This is a genomic window from Polaribacter sp. HaHaR_3_91 (genome assembly GCF_019278525.1).
GTDB lineage: Bacteria > Bacteroidota > Bacteroidia > Flavobacteriales > Flavobacteriaceae > Polaribacter.
In genome coordinates, this window is the sequence record NZ_CP058986.1 from 2,857,751 (window position 1) to 2,874,330 (window position 16,580).

The following is a 16,580-nucleotide window of genomic DNA, read 5'->3' on the forward strand; positions in this document are numbered from 1 at the left end:
AACGTTAAAGACTCTCTTTTAATTTAAAAGTTCCAATATTTCTGAAACTAGTTTTTTTACTGAAAAAGGTTTTGTCAAATACTTATCTGCTCCAAGTTTTAAACCCTTTTCAATATCTGAAGCTTTATTTTTTGCCGTTAAAAAGACCACTTTAGTATCTTTTAAACTCACCGTATTTTTTATATACCGTAAGGTTTTATAACCATCTACATTTGGCATCATAATATCTAACAAAACAATGTTAGCCGTTTGATGTTTTAAGATCTCTAAAGCTTCACTTCCATCCCTTGCAATATACACTTCAAAATTTTGTTTTTTAAAAGCATATTCTAATGACATTACAATATTTGGCTCGTCATCAACAATTAAAATTTTCTTCTTCATACTTTACGAGAACAATTTACTTAAAAGGGATGGTAAAAACAAATGTTGCTCCATTTTTAACACCTTTTTTTGCCCAAATTTCTCCGTTATGCTTATCTACTATTTGCTTGGTTATTGCCAACCCCAATCCACTACCTTGTGGCTTTCTAGTATTTTGATGTTTAGATTGATAAAATTTATCAAAAATAAACTCATGGTCTTCTTCAGGAATTCCTTTACCATTATCTGTTACGGAGATTTCTACAACAGCATTTCCTAATTTATAATCTATTTCAATTTTACCGGTTTCTTGTTGACAAAACTTAATGGAATTAGATATTAAATTGGTTAATACTTGTAAAATTCTATCTTCATCATAATTCACTTTAAAAGTATGTAAATTCTTCACCACTATTTTCACGCCCTTTTTTGTGGCAATTTGAGTAATACTTCCAATCGCTTTGGAAATAGTTTTTTGAATATCTACATATTCTAAATCTAGATGTAATCGTCCTGTTTCTAGCTTTTCAAAATCTAAAATATTATGAATTAAGCGTCCTAAACGTTCAGAATCTTGAAGGATGTTTTTCAAAAATTGCGCTTTTACTTCTTTAGGCATGTCATCCTCTTCATCCATCAACAATTCTGTTGCCGCACGAATCCCTGTAATTGGGGTTTTAAGCTCATGAGCAACCGTGTCTAAAAACTCATCTTTTTGCTTGTCTTTACTAATCAACTCTTTATTTGCATCTTTTAATTTTGAGGATAACTGAGATAATTCATTAGACTTTTCTAGTAAAACCTTATTGTTTACAATATTCTCTTTAGATTCTTCTAAAATTTTTAACACCTCAACCAAACTAATTTGTTCTTCTTTTACGACACTTGCAATCAAAATTTTTGCAGATGCAGAACCAATACTTCCTGTCAATAATTTTTCTGAGAAATTAATTAAACGAGCATCTCCTAATTGTGTGTCTGATGGTAATTTATACTTCATGAAAAATATTTTAAGGGCACGAGTAGCGCGTTCATCACCTAAAAAACGAACCAATACATTTTTAATATCCGACACATAAGCCTCCCCTTTCCAAACAAACGCACTTTCTTGAAGGGATGTAAAGCTTCTACTATCTACAAACATTTCTGCGTAATTTCGTTCTCTATAATTTCCTTTAGAAACTAATGAAAACACTAAATAACTCATCAAATTAAATGTTAGACTCCAGAAAAACGCATGAGCTGGCGGACTTAAAAAATCAATACCAAATAGTGCATTTGGTCTTAAAGCTTCAATACCAAATAAACCATATTGCGTAAAATCTGCTTTACCTGTGATAGCTTGTAAAATAAATGGCAAGACCAAAGAATAAGAAGCTATAAAAAAACCTATTATAATTCCGATAATGGCTGCTCTTGAAGAACCTCGATTCCAGAAGAGACCAATAAAAAAAGAAGGTGCTAATTGAGCGATGATTACAAAAGAAATTAATCCTATTGAAAATAAAGAAAGTTCTTTTGAAAACGATACATAAAAGAAATATGCAAAAATTATAATAGAAAAAATAGAAATACGACGAATATTTTTAATGTACTTAGAGTTACGCTCTGGTTGGTTCTTTATAAACTTATCTAAAAACCCATAAGGGATAATTAAGTTATTACTTACCATGGTAGACAATGCCAACGTAGAAACCACCACCATAGAAATAACGGCTGAAAAACCACCTAAAAAAACAAGCGTAGCTAAAAATGAATTTCCATTTTCTAACGGAAGTAATAAAGAATAGTATTCTGCATTTTTTGTAGTTCCGAAAGTTAATTTACCTGCCCAAGCTATAAAAATAACAAAGATATTAAACAGTAATAAATACAATGGAAACAACCAAATTGCCTTTTTTAAATGTTTTTCTCTATTATTTTCTAAAACCGTTACTTGAAACTGGCGTGGTAATAAAAAGATAGACATAAAAGATAAAGCAATCATAAAAAACCAATTAAAACCATCTTCTAATCCGCTTAAAGTAGTCAGTTCTTTAAAGTTTTCTGTTTTCGAAATTTTATTATAAATATCTGTGGTACCATCAAATAAGTAAAAAGTAATATACCCTCCAATAATAAAGAAAAAAACTAATTTTAAAACCGATTCAAAAGCAACTGTAGCAACAATTCCTTTGTGTTTTTCTGACGCATCTGTATTTTGAGTACCAAAAAAGGCGGCAAAAATAGCCAACAATAAAGCAACGTAAAAGGTAGAGTCATCAAAAATAGAAGTTGAAACATAACTTGTTTCATCAGACATGATTTCAAAGGTCTCAGAAACAGCTTTTAACTGTAAAGAAATGTATGGCAATGTTCCGAAAAGACACACAACAGTTACCAATGCTCCTAAAAATCGATTGTTTCCGTAGCGTAAAGAAATAAAATCTGCAATGGAAGAAATTTTATGCTGTTTAGATATTCTAATAATTTTTCGAAGTACGATAATCCATAAAGGAGCTGCAATAACAGGACCTAAATAAATAGGCAAAAAGAGAATGCCAGAAGTAGCTGCAATACCTACGCTTCCGTAATAGGTCCAAGCAGAACAATAGACTGCTAGAGACAAAGTATACACATAAGGATTATTAACCCACTTGCTTTGTCGTTTTTTTTCAGCAAAAAAGGCAATGTAAAACAACACTGCTAAATAGATAATAATGATGGTTATTAAAGTAAAACTATTCATAATGACGATTTAAAACGATATATGAAATTACAATGGATAATAACCAAGCAGAAAATATTGAAAAATAAAAAGTAGGAATACCATAAACCGCTCCTTCAAAATTAAAAATTAGGACAAATGGTATATTAAAAATTAAAAACAATGCAATTGATAATACAACTAACTTCTGCTCATGTCTTTTTTTCATTGATTTACTTTATTCCCTAAAAATAATAAAAAAATCAGCATTACAAGTTGTAATACTGATTTCTAACAAACGAATTTCCTCTTATTTATTTACTTTTTTAATAGTATCGCTTAATGATCTGAAGCTTCTCCGGCTCCAGAAGGTATTCTTATACTTTCTACCATTTCCTGTACATCTTGTGGTGGAGCCGCAGTCATTCTAGAAACCACTACTGAAATAACCACATTAACAAACATTGCAATTGTACCAAACCCCTCTGGAGAAGTACCAAACCACCAATCTTCTTCTGTACCACCACCAAACATGTCTAATTTAAACTTCATCATGTAAAAAAGCATTAACACAATACCAACTACCATCCCTGAAATGGCCCCTTCTTTATTCATTTTTTTATCAAAAATTCCTAAAACAATCGCAGGAAAGAAAGAAGCTGCTGCCAAACCGAATGCGAGTGCAACTACCGCAGCAACAAACCCTGGCGGATTGATACCAAAATACCCTGCAATTAAAATTGCTACAAAAATGGATATTCTTGCTGCCGTTAACTCTGCTTTGTCTGAAATGTCTGGTTTTAATTGTTTTTTAATTAAATCATGAGAAACTGATGTAGAAATCACTAATAACAAACCTGCAGCTGTAGATAATGCTGCTGCTAACCCACCTGCCGCAACCAACCCGATTACCCAATTTGGTAATTGTGCTATTTCTGGATTTGCCAATACCATAATATCTCTATCTACATACAATTCGTTTTTAGCATCTAAATCTGCGTTTGAAATTAATCTTTCTCCAAACGTACCTCTATCTTCTGTGTACACTGGTTTCTTACCATCTAATGCGTTTCCTGCAACATATTGAATTTTACCATCTCCATTTTTATCCGTCCAAGAAATTAAGCCTGTATCTTCCCAATTCTTAAACCAAACAGGTATCTCTGAATATTCTTTTTCACTAACCGTTTCAATTAAATTAGTTCTAGAGAAAACAGCAATTGCTGGAGCCGTAGTATATAAAATAGCGATTAAAAGCAACGCATAACCTGCAGATTTACGTGCATCCTTTACTTTAGGAACAGTAAAAAAACGAACAATAACATGAGGTAAACCTGCTGTTCCCGCCATTAAGGCTAATGTAATTGCAAAAATATCCCAAGTAGATTTAGAACCAGAAGTATATTCCTTAAACCCTAATTGAGTGTGTAGTGTATCTAATTTATCTAAAAGAAAAGTACCATCTTCTACCGTTCCTCCCATTCCTATTTGAGGAATTAAATTCCCGGTCATTTGAACAGAGATAAAAAATGCGGGTACCATAAAAGCAAAAATCAATACACAATACTGCGCTACTTGCGTATATGTAATTCCTTTCATCCCTCCTAAAAGAGCAAAAACTAAAACTACAGTCATACCTATTAAAACTCCATACACAATATCAACCTGTAAAAATTGTGAAAAAACAATTCCTACACCTCTCATTTGTCCGGCTACATACGTAAAAGAAACAATTAAAGCACAAATTACAGCCACTGTTCTTGCGGTATTAGAGTAATATCTATCTCCAATAAAATCGGGTACTGTAAACTTACCAAACTTACGTAAATAGGGAGCTAATAATAATGCTAACAACACGTAACCACCAGTCCATCCCATTAGATAAACAGAGCCATCATAACCCGCAAAGGAAATAATACCTGCCATACTAATAAATGAGGCAGCACTCATCCAATCTGCCGCGGTTGCCATACCATTTGCTAAAGGAGAAACCCCTCCGCCAGCTACATAAAATTCTTTTGTAGAGCCTGCTCTAGCCCAAATTGCGATTCCGAAATAAAGGGCAAAAGTAATTCCTACTAATAACCAAGTCCAAGTTTGTACACTCATAATATTTTGTTTTATTTTTTAGTTTTAGTTAAGGATTACTCGTCGAAACCATATTTTTTATCTAGTTTATTCATTAACCGTATGTAAACGAAAATTAAAATTACAAATACATAAATAGATCCCTGTTGGGCAAACCAGAAACCTAATTTAAAGCCTCCAAGTCTAATTGTATCTAGGGCTTCTCGGAATAAAATTCCGCATCCAAAGGATACCACAAACCATATTATAAGTAATATTGTTAAATACTTAATGTTCTCTTTCCAATACGCAGAAGCGTTTTCTTGTTTATCACTCATAATTATTATTTTTTTTATAAATAAATCATTGCTTGTAAGGTTACAGCGCTTGTAGAAGTGCCATAATCCTGATTTTGATACTCTAATGTTAATTTTGAATTATGCCCACTCATAAAAGCGTTTATACCTACACCTAAAATATTTCTATTATTTGTAGTGGCATCATAGCTATTACTTCCGTAAGAAAGATAAGGTTGAAATCTTGTTTTAGTTTTATCTCTTGCAAACACATAACCTACATGAGAATACAGCATATTACCAGTGCCATAAGCACTGTACAAATAGTTTTCGCCATAATTATTAGATTGATACGTTGCATAAGCGGTAAGAGCACTTCCATCATCTCCTAAGGGAGAATCATAAAAAGCATCTATTGCAAAAATGGAAACATCTTCTCCCACAAGATTACCGTTTTCAATTTTTACAGCACCATTAGGGTGTAAAAAAAATCCAGCGCCTATATTAAATACTTTTTTTTCGCCAAGATAAGTCCCAACTTTAAAAGGTAAAAAGTTAGATTCCTGATCTAATAGGTTATACTCAAAATATCCTGCAAAGGTTTTTCCTGCATCTTTAGTACCTAATAAATTAACTCCTCCATATACTGTTTGTCCGCTTGTTACAACTCTAGTATCTAGTCCGTTTGTAATGGCATCATTAACAGCGATTCGATACTGTAATTTACCAAAATTCCCTTTCATAAAAAGACCAATATGTCTTGCAAATTGATCTGACAATCCAATAGTAGCCCAAGACTGACGATTATTATCAAGCGTCATCATATTTAAAGTACTTTGATTATTAAGTCTAGAAATACCATTAAAATAATGTAAACCAGCACCAATAGCATGGGTATCACTTAAACGGTATTGTACCCAAGCATCATGTACAAAAATTTGAGAACCATCTCCATTACCTGTAGGTGAAAGTGTACCTGCATTTAAACTGTTTAAACCAAAATGAGTTAAGATTAAAAACTTATCAGTAATTTGAGAAAATAGCATTATACGTGCTCTTCTTAAATTAACACTTGTTTTACTCGAAGTTTTGGGAGCATCATTATTATAAGTTGCTTGTACTTGTGTCCAAGAAATTAACCGAAGGTATTTTTTACTGTCTTCGTCGAATTTAATTTTTAATCCACCATTGTAGTCTGGAGAGCCTTGTGCAACAAGAAACTGAAAAGAGGACAGAAAAAAAACTAGTTGTAGTAATTTTTTGTTTTTCATAAATTTAGTTGTTTAACTAGTAAATAATTGATTTTGTGTGCACTGCTAAACTCGGAAAAACAATTAATTAACAAAAAACTACTATATTTATTTGTTAATTAGATATACTAATCTTTAAAACGCTCCCATTTAATCAACATAAACTTATCACCTAACTCTGTAACCACAACTCCTGCTCCCTTTATATTTTCTGAATTACTGAAATAAACACCTAGTTCTGTAGCATTTAAAATTTTATACGTAGAATGATATTTAGAATTGTAAGGTCTTTTTATGTTGTATTTTTTTACCCAATTCATAATACTTACATGAGACACCCCTAAGATGCGCTCTATCTCTCGATAGGTCAATCCTTCTAAATATAGCTGTAAAGATTTGTTTACATAATAATCGTCTATTTTCTTTCCAATCTTATTTACCGTAAAAAAGTAATTGCATTTTTTACATTTATAGCGTTGCCTATTATTAACAATACCACTTTTAATGTAGCTATCTGAACTGCAATTTGGACATAAATCTATAGTCATATATATTAATTTAGCATAAATATAGTAATTTAGCAATAAAATTTGAGTCAACTTGTTAATAAACAAATAATTACTCATAAAAAAAGCTTTAAAGAAGTGAATAACACTAATTTTTAAAGCTTATATTATTAAAATGAAAAATATTAAGACTACTGTACTCCATTGTTAATTTCCAAAAAAGGAAGCTTCCTCTTTCGTAAATAATCTAGAGTTAATAAAAAACCGAAGTCCTAATGGTATTTCTAAAGAAAAACTAGCCCCTCTACCCTCCGTTATATCAACTGTTAAATGTGTGTGTTTCCAATACTCAAATTGGTCTTGATTCATATAAAAATTAACACCGTTTAAAGTTCCCAATAAAATATCACTCTCGTCTAAATAAAAATCTTCTTTCTCTAAAATCATCGGTGCAGAACCATCACAACAGCCACCACTTTGATGAAAAATTAATTCGCTATGTTTTTCTTTTAATTGCTCTAATATTTTTGCTGCTTCTTCTGTAATTGCTACTCTTTCCATAATTTTGGGTATTAAAAAGAGACTGTTTAAAAAGAGATTTTTTGTCCATCTGCATTTATTTTAGATTCTTACGATAGTTTATTATCATTGCATTGAGATACCGAAACAAGTTCTACAAGACAGGATTCACCCCTTTTCAGACAGCCTCTAATATATTATTTATCAACTCCTAAAAGAAACCTAATTTATTTTTATCATAAGAAATTAACATGTTTTTAGTCTGACGATAGTAATTAAGCATCATAACATGGTTTTCTCTACCAAAACCAGATTTTTTATATCCACCGAAAGGTGCATGTGCAGGATATGCATGATAACAATTTACCCAAACTCTACCGGCTTTTATAGCTCTTGGAATTTGATATAATTGATGTGCATCTCGCGTCCAAACTCCGGCTCCTAAACCATAAAGAGTATCATTTGCAATTTCTAAAGCTTCTGCTTCGTCTTTAAACTTTGTAACACAAACTACGGGACCAAAAATTTCTTCTTGGAAGACTCGCATTTTATTATGTCCTTCTAAAATAGTTGGCTTAATGTAGAATCCGTTTGCTAAATTCCCTTCTAATGCATTAGCAGAACCACCGGTTAGCACTTTTGCTCCTTCTTCTTTACCAATTTCTATATAAGATTGTATTTTTTCGTATTGATCTTTTGATGCTTGCGCCCCTACCATAGTATTTACATCGTAAGGATTGTCTTGAATGATTGCATTCGTTCTTTCTACAACACGTTTCATAAACGCATCGTAAATATCTTCTTGCACTAAAATTCTAGAAGGAGCGGTACATACTTCTCCTTGATTAAATGCAAATAAAACAGCACCTTCAATCGCTTTGTCTAGATACGCATCATCATGATCCATAACAGAATTAAAAAATACATTTGGAGATTTCCCTCCTAATTCCATCGTTACCGGATTTAAGTTTTTAGAAGCATATTGCATAATTAATTGACCTGTTGTGGTTTCTCCCGTAAACGCAACCTTATCTACTTTTGCACTAGATGCTAGTGGTTTTCCTGCTTCCGGACCAAAACCATGTACAATATTTATAACTCCAGGCGGAAAAACATCGGCTATTTTTTCCATTAATAAAGTAGCTGTTGCAGGTGTTTGTTCTGCTGGTTTTAAAACAACACAATTACCAGTAACTAAAGCTGGTGGTAATTTCCAAGACAACATTAATAAAGGAAAATTCCAAGGAATAATTTGCCCAACAACTCCTAACGGCTCTTTAATAGTTAATGATAATGTATGTTGATCTAATTCAGAAGCTCCTCCTTCTTCAGAACGAATACAAGCTGCAAAGTAGCGCCAATGATCTACCGCTAAAGGCACATCTGCGTTTAAAGTTTCTCGAATTGGTTTTCCGTTGTCACACGTTTCTACCAACGCAAATTCTTCTAAATTAGCTTCAATAATATCTGCTACTTTATTTAATAGGGTAGCTCTTTCTGTAGCAGATGTATTTCCCCACGCTTCTTTTGCGGCATTGGCTGCATCTAAAGCCAACTCTACATCTTCTTTTTGCGAACGAGGATATTTTGCTATAAAACTATTATCAATTGGTGATGTATTATCAAAATACTGACCTCCAATTGGAGCTACAAATTTCCCATTGATAAAATTGTGATACTTGTCTTTAAATTTCGGTTTTGAATAACTCATAATTTAGTGTTTTTTTATATGATTAAGCCTGCTATAGCAGTAGGCTGTTATTAATATAATGACAATAATATTGGTTAAAATATAATGTATTATCATTTTAGGTAAAGTTATTTTATAATATTCACTATAAATAGAACATATTTATTATATTGTTGAACAATTCTATTATTATATAAATCGTCCTTTAAAATTTTAGAGCTATAATTATGAGTCATTTATTACATCAACATAAAAAATATAGAAAACTAACTACACTTGTAGAAAATAGAACGACTTACAATGCAGATTATGCTGAACTAAATATTTACGAAACTCATAAATATGCAGAAAAAGTGGCTTTAAAATTCGATTTTCCAATTATTGCGAGTATGCTTACCGGAAAAAAAATAATGCATATAGACGGTATTCCTTCTTTTGATTTTTATCCTGGAGAATCTGTTGTTATGCCTAGAAATAAGGAAATGATTATTGATTTTCCGTTGGCAAAAAAAGACAATCCTACACAATGTTTAGCTTTAGGAATTGATGGAACTAAGATTAACGAGGTTGTAGGTAGATTTAATCAACATGTTGCCATTGAAAACAAGAATAATACTTGGAGTTTAGATAAAAGCAGTAGCCATTTAACGAACAATAACGACGTTAATCAACTTATAAAAAGATTAACCTACACTTTTACCAATAACAATACCTCTAAAGATGTTTTGTTAGATTTAATGATTCAAGAACTTATTGTAAGGCTTTTACAAACCAAGGCAAAATCTATTTTATTAAATGATGAACCACTTTTTAACGACACCAGAATAGGCATGGTTATTAAGTATATAAAAGAAAATTTAACCAATAAAAACATTAATGTAGATGTGTTAGCAAAAAAAGCACACATGAGTGCTTCTCATTTTCATAAAAAGTTTAAAAATACTTTAGGCATTTCTCCTATTGATTTTTTAAACTCTGAAAAAATAAAATTTGCTAAAAAATTAATCAAAGAATCTAAAGATTTTAGAATGTCGGAAATTGCTTTTAAAGCTGGTTTTAACAATACCAGTTATTTTAACAGACAATTTAAAAAGATGGAATTGATGACTCCCCAACAATTTAAGAAGTCTATAAATTCTTAAATTGTCTTTAATATTTATACTACCTTTATTTAATTTTATAGTAGTAAAAAAATGCTACAAAAATATTAAATTTACAACTTGCTTATAGAATCCTTTTTTACGTATTGGCACATCATATTACTATTCTTTACAGTTGCAATTTTATATTCTTCTGTTGGTTTTGGTGGCGGCTCTAGCTATTTAGCTATTTTAGCATTAACAGGAATCGTATTTACCCAAATTAGAGCAACTGCTTTGTTGTGTAATATTGTTGTAGTCTCTGGAAACGTATTTTTCTTTTATCATCAAAAAAAGATTGATTGGAAAAAAGTAATTCCGCTTATTTTACTCAGTGTTCCTTTTGCATTTTTAGGAGGAAAATTAAAAATCAATCAAAATTTCTTTTTTATTTTATTAGGATTTACGCTTCTTTTTGCGGCAATTACTATGTGGATTTCTAAAAAAATAATTACTTCAGATGAAAAAAAAGCAACTTCAAACTCTCTTAAAAATGCAAGTTTTGGAGGTATAATTGGTTTCATCTCTGGAATGGTTGGTATTGGCGGCGGTATTTTTTTAGCACCTTTATTACATTTAACCAACTGGGACACGCCTAAAAAAATTGCAGCAACTGCAAGTATTTTTATTTTTGTAAACTCTATTGCAGGGTTGTTGGGACAATATTCTAATCCGGATTTTATAATTGATTGGCACTTAACTTCTGTTTTATTAATTACCGTTTTTATTGGCGGACAAATTGGTAGCAGAATGAGCAATAACTACTTTACGCCTATTCAACTTAAAAAAGCAACTGCAATTTTAATTGCTTTTGTGAGTATCAGGATTTTATTAAAATATCTTCCATTTTAAAAATCATTTGTTCGGGTTTTTAAATATATTTGAATTCTTAAATTAACAAATCAAAAAAAATTAAATGTTAGGAATTATTTTTACCTTATTAATGCTAGTGCTTTTACAAGCCGTTTTAGGATTTGACAACCTACTTTATATTTCTTTAGAATCTAAAAAAGCGCCAGAAGCAGATCAAAAAAGAGTTCGAAAAACAGGAATCTTAATCGCCATCGTTTTAAGAATTGTGCTGCTTTTTATATTGGTTTCAATCATCGATTTTTTTCAAGAACCTTTCTCTTTTTTATCCGGAGGAATAGAAAATATTATCCATTTTGCTTTTAACGGACATAGTATTATAGTTTTATTAGGTGGTGGATTCATTATTTTTACCGCTATAAAAGAGATTTGGCATATGATTTCTACTAAAGGAATGGAAGTCTCAGAAATGATGGCTAATAAAAGTACAAAATCGTCTAACGCAGTAATTACAAGTATTGTTATTATGAACTTGGTTTTTTCTTTTGATTCTATTTTAGCTGCAATTGGACTTACAAGTGAAATAGAGAATGAAACAACTGCTTTTATTGTAATGGCAATTGCAATTGTAATTAGTGGTTTAATTATGCTAGTTATGGCTGATAAAATTTCTACTTTTTTATCTAAAAACAGAATGTACGAAGTACTTGGCTTGTTTATCCTTTTTATAGTTGGAATTATGCTAGTTACAGAAGGCGGACATTTAGCACACATTAAACTTTTTGGAGAAGAAATTGTACCAATGAGTAAAACAACCTTCTATTTTGTATTGGCAATTTTAATTATTGTTGATGTTGTACAAGGAAAATATCAAAAGAACTTAGCGAAAGCTAAGAAATAAGTCTTAATTATAGAGTTAAAAAAAAGGTCGTTGTATGTATTTACAACGACTTTTTTTTATGTCTTTATTTAATTTCTGTACTAAATTATCTACTTTCTCTCCAAACGATATCTATAGTTATTGCACTAGACAGAATTACTATTTTATTGGCTTCATCAGTAAAACCTGCATTTAAATCTACTTTATACTTGTCTGCTGTGGTAAAAACTTCTTTTAAAGCTCCATTCCATTTTTTAGTTATGGTTCCTATTTCTTTATCAGAAGCATCATTTATTTGAAAGTTCCAAGCTTTCATGTCTCCAGTAATTACAGCAACAAGTTCTTCGGATTTGTTATAAATTTTAAAAGTTGGTTTTAATAATTTAAATTTTTGTTTTATGCTACCAATAGTATTGCCTTTTGCATCATCAATACGAATTGTAGACATAAAGAAAGTCCAACCTCTAAATATAGATGCTTGTAAATTTCCTGACGCATCATTTATTTCTAGCTGAAAAGGCAGCATCGTTTTGTTTAATAATAATCTAATCGCTTTTTGTCCTGAAGTAAGTTTTTGATTTACAGAACCAACCTCATTTCCTTTATCGTTAAATACTTTATAACAATTTTTAAACTTAAAAATATTGACTTTTTCGTCAATAAAATAAGTCTTTAAATCAAAAAAATTTGAATTCATTTATTATCTAATTTTTATTAATTGATATAATACTCTTTTTCCCTTTTGATATATTACCCAATGTTTATTTTTAATCGTTTAATCGTTTTTTCTTTAAACTCCTTTTGCCATTCTTCAAGTTTAAAATTATTTCTCTCTTGAAAAGAGGATGTTTCCCAATACATTTTTAAGCCATAATTTTGTTCCATTATTAATGCTTTGTTAATGTCTCCATTTAGGTTTAGTTCTTCTATAATTTCTCTAATTACTAAATAGTCTTTATTCTCTTTTTGTCCTCCAAAGTTAAACTCAAGATTCTTTCTATTTTTAATTAATGGATGCTTTTTTAATTCCTCAATTGCGTTTAAATTCTTAAACATTCTTATTGCATTTTGAGAAGGAAAATCAATTGCCCAATTGGAAATAATTGAATTAATTATACTTTTTTGAAACTCTAATTCATTTCCAATTCTTTTATATTGAGAAGCCAATTTAAACCAGTTTTCACTAAGCTCTCCAAAACTTTCGGTACTTTCTTTATAAAATTCAATTGCTTTTTTAGGATCATTTTGTTTTAAATATTCATTTCCTTTATGTAATAAACTAAAAACAAATTTCTCATCCTCAATCTCTTCTTCTCCCCAATCATAATCATTTAGCTTATACCAATCCAAGAATTTATTAAGATTAGAAAACCTCGGAACAATAGCTCCCTCATCATGAATCATTTCACAAATTACAGGTTCTTTATCTTCTTTTCCAAACTCCCAATAGAATCCAAAATTATCTCCATTTCCTAAACTTGCTTCTGTAAATTGAAGAAATCCATTTGGAGGATATCCCCCAATCTCTATTTCTGAATAGATTGATACTTCTTTTATTTTTTCTGGTAATGTCATTCTTTAGAGCATTAAGTAATATTTAATATAAAAAAAGGTATAACGTGCTTTCAATTAAATTAATCCGTTATTTTTTGGATGTTATTATATTCAATCCAAGATTTTAATCTTGCTATATAGAACATTTTAAGATAATTCTCGGACAAGAAGATATTAGACCAATCAAACCTTTTTGCTTGTACACCTAGATAAAAAACAAAAACAGCTAAACCCGCTTTAGGAATCATTTTCAATTCTTTTTCAGATAATTGTCTAATACTTTGGTAGCCATCTAAAAAATATTTCTTTTTTACTTCGTACTCTTTCTTATCGGTTTCAATATGAAATAACTGGTTACAAAAATAGCCAACATCTAAAACCGGCTCTCCATTTCCACAAAAATCAAAATCGTATATAGTAATTTCTTTTTCATCAGACACTGCCATATTATCATACCAAATATCTAAATGAACAATCCCTTTTTGGCAGTTTTCAAAATCCATTTTATCAAAGAATGCATCAATTCCTTTTATAAATTCCATTTCTGGTAATTTCTCTGAAAAAAATTGATTTAAATATGTATAAGGTAATTCTAACAGTGATTTTTTATCATAAGAAATTCGATCTATAATTTTGTTAACTGTAAGATTATGAATTTTTGCCATTAATTCTCCAATTAATGAACATGTTTCAGTATCCAAAAATCTAATCTTATTACCTTTTGCAAACGAAAAAAGAACTACATATCTAATTCCTTCTGGTGCTTTTATTTCTTGAATAAATTCTCCATTCTTATCTTTAATAGGAAAAGAAACCCCTAAATCATTTTCACTTAATAGGTTTAAAAGTTCAATTTCTTCATTTATTTCAGATTTTGATCTCCAATTATGACTATAAACTCTTAACGCATATTTTGTTTCGCTATCAGAAAGAAAATAAGTGTGGTTCATTCCTGTTCTAAATAATTTACAATCGAAATTTTTATGGAGTCCGTATTTTTCTTTTGCAAACTCTCCCAATGCTTTTGCTGAAATTGTAGAGGCTATAACTGGAAATTCTGTCATTTTTATTTAGTTGTGGTTGAGATCCTTTGTGTTCAAATAAATTGCGTTGAAATATAATAACCTATCCTCTCAATACTATTTGGTTGGATTATAAACCTCATTAGACTCAAAAGAATCGTTAAAACAATTATTAATGTTGATAAATGATATCATAACTCACTATAATAATGTAAATTTCATTCTCTTCATAAATCGCCAAGTACCATGTATTTTATAGGTTTTTCTTATTACTATTAGAAATTTTTTATCATTGCTTTTGCAAACCAAAGTAATATTACCTCTCTCTATTTGTATGCTTGGGTCTGGATTGGCTTCAAATCGCACTTTCTGTAAAATAATATCTTTCCATTCAATTCCAAAAGCATTTCCTTTTTTAATTATTTGCCCAAAATTTTCAGCGGCATCTTTTTTATATCTTGAAAATATAGCATCTACACTAGGAATGTCTTTGTTTGGTTGCGCAGCCTGTTCTATCGGAATGAGATAAGTAATATCATCTTTAGTAGGTAAACTCTTAAAAATAATTTTTACTTTCTGTTTTTTTAATGCTTTAAAGACATTGGTAACAATCTTTGTTTTTTCGAAGTTCTCTTGCGTAAAAGAAGTTTGACATACTAAAAAGGAAGTTATTAGAAATAAGAAGTATAAAGGACTTTTCATTGATGAAGTGTTTCGTTTTTTTTTAATTGCCACTCTATTCGTTTTCAAATTTACATTTTCAAAGAATGGATAAATTGCTGCGTGAATAAAAACCAGCAATAAGATTTAAACAGTGTTGGTAATTGTTATTTTTTTAATGTTATATGATACAATTTATCAAAATCTTTTAAGATAATTGTGTCCTTGCTTTCATATAAAATATTTACACCATTTCCATTGTTTGAGTTTTTTGCTTTAAACTTTGTTGTTTCGTTAAGTAATGAAAGTTCTACATAATTGTAGCCATAAGAAGTGTAACCACCAACGTAATGATTTCCTGAAAATGAATTCCCTAAAACAACCTTATCAAATGATTTTGGACTTTTTTCTAAATCCCATATAGGTTCTAATCCATTAAGGCGTGTTTTTTCTAACTCGTCTTTAAACTCACTTGTATGGTCATATCTCGTATACAATGCAAATTCTTTGTCCTTGAATCTTAAAACACTTACTGAATTTGATAATGGATAAATTGAAATTAGATTTGGTTTTAATTTTTTTATTTTATCAGAAGTTAAATTATTTTCTTTTTGATAAACAACATGAACTAAACTATCTATATGACTCTTAATTTTAAGATTGTCTTTATCTTTTATTTTACGCTTATAAACTATATTTAAAGAATCTCTTATTGTAAACGGTTCTCTAGAATTGATGATAAAATTCTTTAATTTTTCTTTTTTGAAATTATTCTCAATAGATATTTTATAAACCTCAATTAATTCCGGTTTTTCATTAGGTTGCATAAAATAAATAGTTCCGTCCTTACTAATGTAATTATTAGGCAGCTTTAATTCTTTTATTTTATTAAATTTTCTATCTAAAATAATCAAATCACCTTTTTCATTATTAGCAAATAAGTTTTTCTCATTATACTTAATGTCTATTAAATTAGTAGTGAATTGTTTTATAGATATCTTATTGTTGGTATGCTCTGGAAAAACTGGAATTTCAGGATGTTTATCTTCCTCCGTTTTTTGATATCCACAAGAAATAAATATCAGAATAAATAGTAGAGATGTTATTTTTAAGGCGTGCTTCATTTGGTAATTACTGT

17 protein-coding genes are annotated in these 16,580 nt (G+C 30.0%); 3 read left to right on the forward strand and 14 right to left on the reverse strand.

What is annotated here, in order from left to right:
- Positions 1-18 precede the first annotated feature (18 nt).
- From H0I27_RS12015 to H0I27_RS12055, 9 genes are all read right to left on the reverse strand, one after another.
- Entirely contained in the window at positions 19-384 is a 366-nt protein-coding gene (locus H0I27_RS12015) for a response regulator transcription factor (protein ID WP_218730933.1), read from the reverse strand.
- A 16-nt stretch (positions 385-400) separates the two neighbouring features.
- Entirely contained in the window at positions 401-3,091 is a 2,691-nt protein-coding gene (locus H0I27_RS12020) for a sensor histidine kinase (protein ID WP_218730934.1), read from the reverse strand.
- A complete protein-coding gene (locus H0I27_RS12025) occupies positions 3,084-3,278 on the reverse strand; it encodes a hypothetical protein (protein WP_218730935.1) in 195 nt (64 codons plus the stop codon). The genes H0I27_RS12020 and H0I27_RS12025 overlap by 8 nt, the downstream gene beginning before the upstream one ends.
- 110 nt (positions 3,279-3,388) lie before the next feature.
- Positions 3,389-5,158 carry a sodium:solute symporter family protein gene (locus tag H0I27_RS12030; RefSeq protein ID WP_218730936.1) on the reverse strand — a complete coding sequence of 590 codons (1,770 nt, stop codon included), beginning with the start codon at positions 5,156-5,158 and terminating at the stop codon, positions 3,389-3,391.
- A 35-nt stretch (positions 5,159-5,193) separates the two neighbouring features.
- Entirely contained in the window at positions 5,194-5,454 is a 261-nt protein-coding gene (locus tag H0I27_RS12035; protein WP_165733568.1) for a DUF4212 domain-containing protein, read from the reverse strand.
- A gap of 14 nt (positions 5,455-5,468) precedes the next feature.
- Positions 5,469-6,683 (reverse strand): hypothetical protein, encoded by a 1,215-nt coding sequence (locus H0I27_RS12040; protein WP_218730937.1) that lies wholly within the window; start codon positions 6,681-6,683, stop codon positions 5,469-5,471.
- 107 nt (positions 6,684-6,790) lie between these two features.
- Positions 6,791-7,210 carry a helix-turn-helix domain-containing protein gene (locus tag H0I27_RS12045; RefSeq protein WP_165733570.1) on the reverse strand — a complete coding sequence of 140 codons (420 nt, stop codon included), beginning with the start codon at positions 7,208-7,210 and terminating at the stop codon, positions 6,791-6,793.
- Positions 7,211-7,375: 165 nt separating this feature from the next.
- A complete protein-coding gene (locus H0I27_RS12050) occupies positions 7,376-7,729 on the reverse strand; it encodes a DUF779 domain-containing protein (RefSeq protein ID WP_218730938.1) in 354 nt (117 codons plus the stop codon).
- A 169-nt stretch (positions 7,730-7,898) separates the two neighbouring features.
- A complete protein-coding gene (locus H0I27_RS12055) occupies positions 7,899-9,398 on the reverse strand; it encodes an aldehyde dehydrogenase family protein (protein ID WP_218730939.1) in 1,500 nt (499 codons plus the stop codon).
- A 206-nt stretch (positions 9,399-9,604) separates the two neighbouring features.
- On the opposite strand from H0I27_RS12055, the gene H0I27_RS12060 reads away from it, so the two are divergent.
- The 3 genes from H0I27_RS12060 (at position 9,605) to H0I27_RS12070 (ending at position 12,227) form a co-directional block, all read left to right on the forward strand.
- Positions 9,605-10,519 carry an AraC family transcriptional regulator gene (locus H0I27_RS12060; protein WP_218730940.1) on the forward strand — a complete coding sequence of 305 codons (915 nt, stop codon included), beginning with the start codon at positions 9,605-9,607 and terminating at the stop codon, positions 10,517-10,519.
- Between the two features lie 78 nt (positions 10,520-10,597).
- Positions 10,598-11,368: a sulfite exporter TauE/SafE family protein gene (locus H0I27_RS12065; protein WP_254713087.1), complete on the forward strand. Its 771-nt coding sequence runs from the start codon at positions 10,598-10,600 to the stop codon at positions 11,366-11,368.
- Positions 11,369-11,432: 64 nt separating this feature from the next.
- Positions 11,433-12,227, forward strand: a complete 795-nt coding sequence (locus tag H0I27_RS12070; protein WP_218730941.1) for a TerC family protein — start codon at positions 11,433-11,435, stop codon at positions 12,225-12,227.
- 85 nt (positions 12,228-12,312) lie between these two features.
- Here the strand turns inward: H0I27_RS12070 and H0I27_RS12075 are convergent, their stop codons facing one another.
- The 5 genes from H0I27_RS12075 to H0I27_RS12095 form a co-directional block, all read right to left on the reverse strand.
- On the reverse strand, positions 12,313-12,903 hold the full coding sequence (locus tag H0I27_RS12075) for a phospholipid scramblase-related protein (RefSeq protein WP_218730942.1): 591 nt from the start codon (positions 12,901-12,903) through the stop codon (positions 12,313-12,315).
- Between the two features lie 53 nt (positions 12,904-12,956).
- Positions 12,957-13,781 (reverse strand): hypothetical protein, encoded by an 825-nt coding sequence (locus H0I27_RS12080; RefSeq protein WP_218730943.1) that lies wholly within the window; start codon positions 13,779-13,781, stop codon positions 12,957-12,959.
- 59 nt (positions 13,782-13,840) lie between these two features.
- Complete coding sequence (locus tag H0I27_RS12085) at positions 13,841-14,824, reverse strand: phosphotransferase (protein WP_218730944.1); 984 nt, start codon at positions 14,822-14,824, stop codon at positions 13,841-13,843.
- Between the two features lie 159 nt (positions 14,825-14,983).
- A complete protein-coding gene (locus H0I27_RS12090) occupies positions 14,984-15,484 on the reverse strand; it encodes a hypothetical protein (RefSeq protein WP_218730945.1) in 501 nt (166 codons plus the stop codon).
- A 125-nt stretch (positions 15,485-15,609) separates the two neighbouring features.
- Entirely contained in the window at positions 15,610-16,566 is a 957-nt protein-coding gene (locus H0I27_RS12095; RefSeq protein WP_218730946.1) for a hypothetical protein, read from the reverse strand.
- Positions 16,567-16,580: the final 14 nt, after the last annotated feature.

Bases quoted from the DNA above. Each gene is read 5' to 3' on its own strand.
- H0I27_RS12015 (WP_218730933.1), bottom strand. From the start codon at position 384: ATGAAGAAGAAAATTTTAATTGTTGATGACGAGCCAAATATTGTAATG.
- H0I27_RS12020 (WP_218730934.1), bottom strand. From the start codon at position 3,091: ATGAATAGTTTTACTTTAATAACCATCATTATTATCTATTTAGCAGTG.
- H0I27_RS12025 (WP_218730935.1), bottom strand. From the start codon at position 3,278: ATGAAAAAAAGACATGAGCAGAAGTTAGTTGTATTATCAATTGCATTG.
- H0I27_RS12030 (WP_218730936.1), bottom strand. From the start codon at position 5,158: ATGAGTGTACAAACTTGGACTTGGTTATTAGTAGGAATTACTTTTGCC.
- H0I27_RS12035 (WP_165733568.1), bottom strand. From the start codon at position 5,454: ATGAGTGATAAACAAGAAAACGCTTCTGCGTATTGGAAAGAGAACATT.
- H0I27_RS12040 (WP_218730937.1), bottom strand. From the start codon at position 6,683: ATGAAAAACAAAAAATTACTACAACTAGTTTTTTTTCTGTCCTCTTTT.
- H0I27_RS12045 (WP_165733570.1), bottom strand. From the start codon at position 7,210: ATGACTATAGATTTATGTCCAAATTGCAGTTCAGATAGCTACATTAAA.
- H0I27_RS12050 (WP_218730938.1), bottom strand. From the start codon at position 7,729: ATGGAAAGAGTAGCAATTACAGAAGAAGCAGCAAAAATATTAGAGCAA.
- H0I27_RS12055 (WP_218730939.1), bottom strand. From the start codon at position 9,398: ATGAGTTATTCAAAACCGAAATTTAAAGACAAGTATCACAATTTTATC.
- H0I27_RS12060 (WP_218730940.1), top strand. From the start codon at position 9,605: ATGAGTCATTTATTACATCAACATAAAAAATATAGAAAACTAACTACA.
- H0I27_RS12070 (WP_218730941.1), top strand. From the start codon at position 11,433: ATGTTAGGAATTATTTTTACCTTATTAATGCTAGTGCTTTTACAAGCC.
- H0I27_RS12075 (WP_218730942.1), bottom strand. From the start codon at position 12,903: ATGAATTCAAATTTTTTTGATTTAAAGACTTATTTTATTGACGAAAAA.
- H0I27_RS12080 (WP_218730943.1), bottom strand. From the start codon at position 13,781: ATGACATTACCAGAAAAAATAAAAGAAGTATCAATCTATTCAGAAATA.
- H0I27_RS12085 (WP_218730944.1), bottom strand. From the start codon at position 14,824: ATGACAGAATTTCCAGTTATAGCCTCTACAATTTCAGCAAAAGCATTG.
- H0I27_RS12090 (WP_218730945.1), bottom strand. From the start codon at position 15,484: ATGAAAAGTCCTTTATACTTCTTATTTCTAATAACTTCCTTTTTAGTA.
- H0I27_RS12095 (WP_218730946.1), bottom strand. From the start codon at position 16,566: ATGAAGCACGCCTTAAAAATAACATCTCTACTATTTATTCTGATATTT.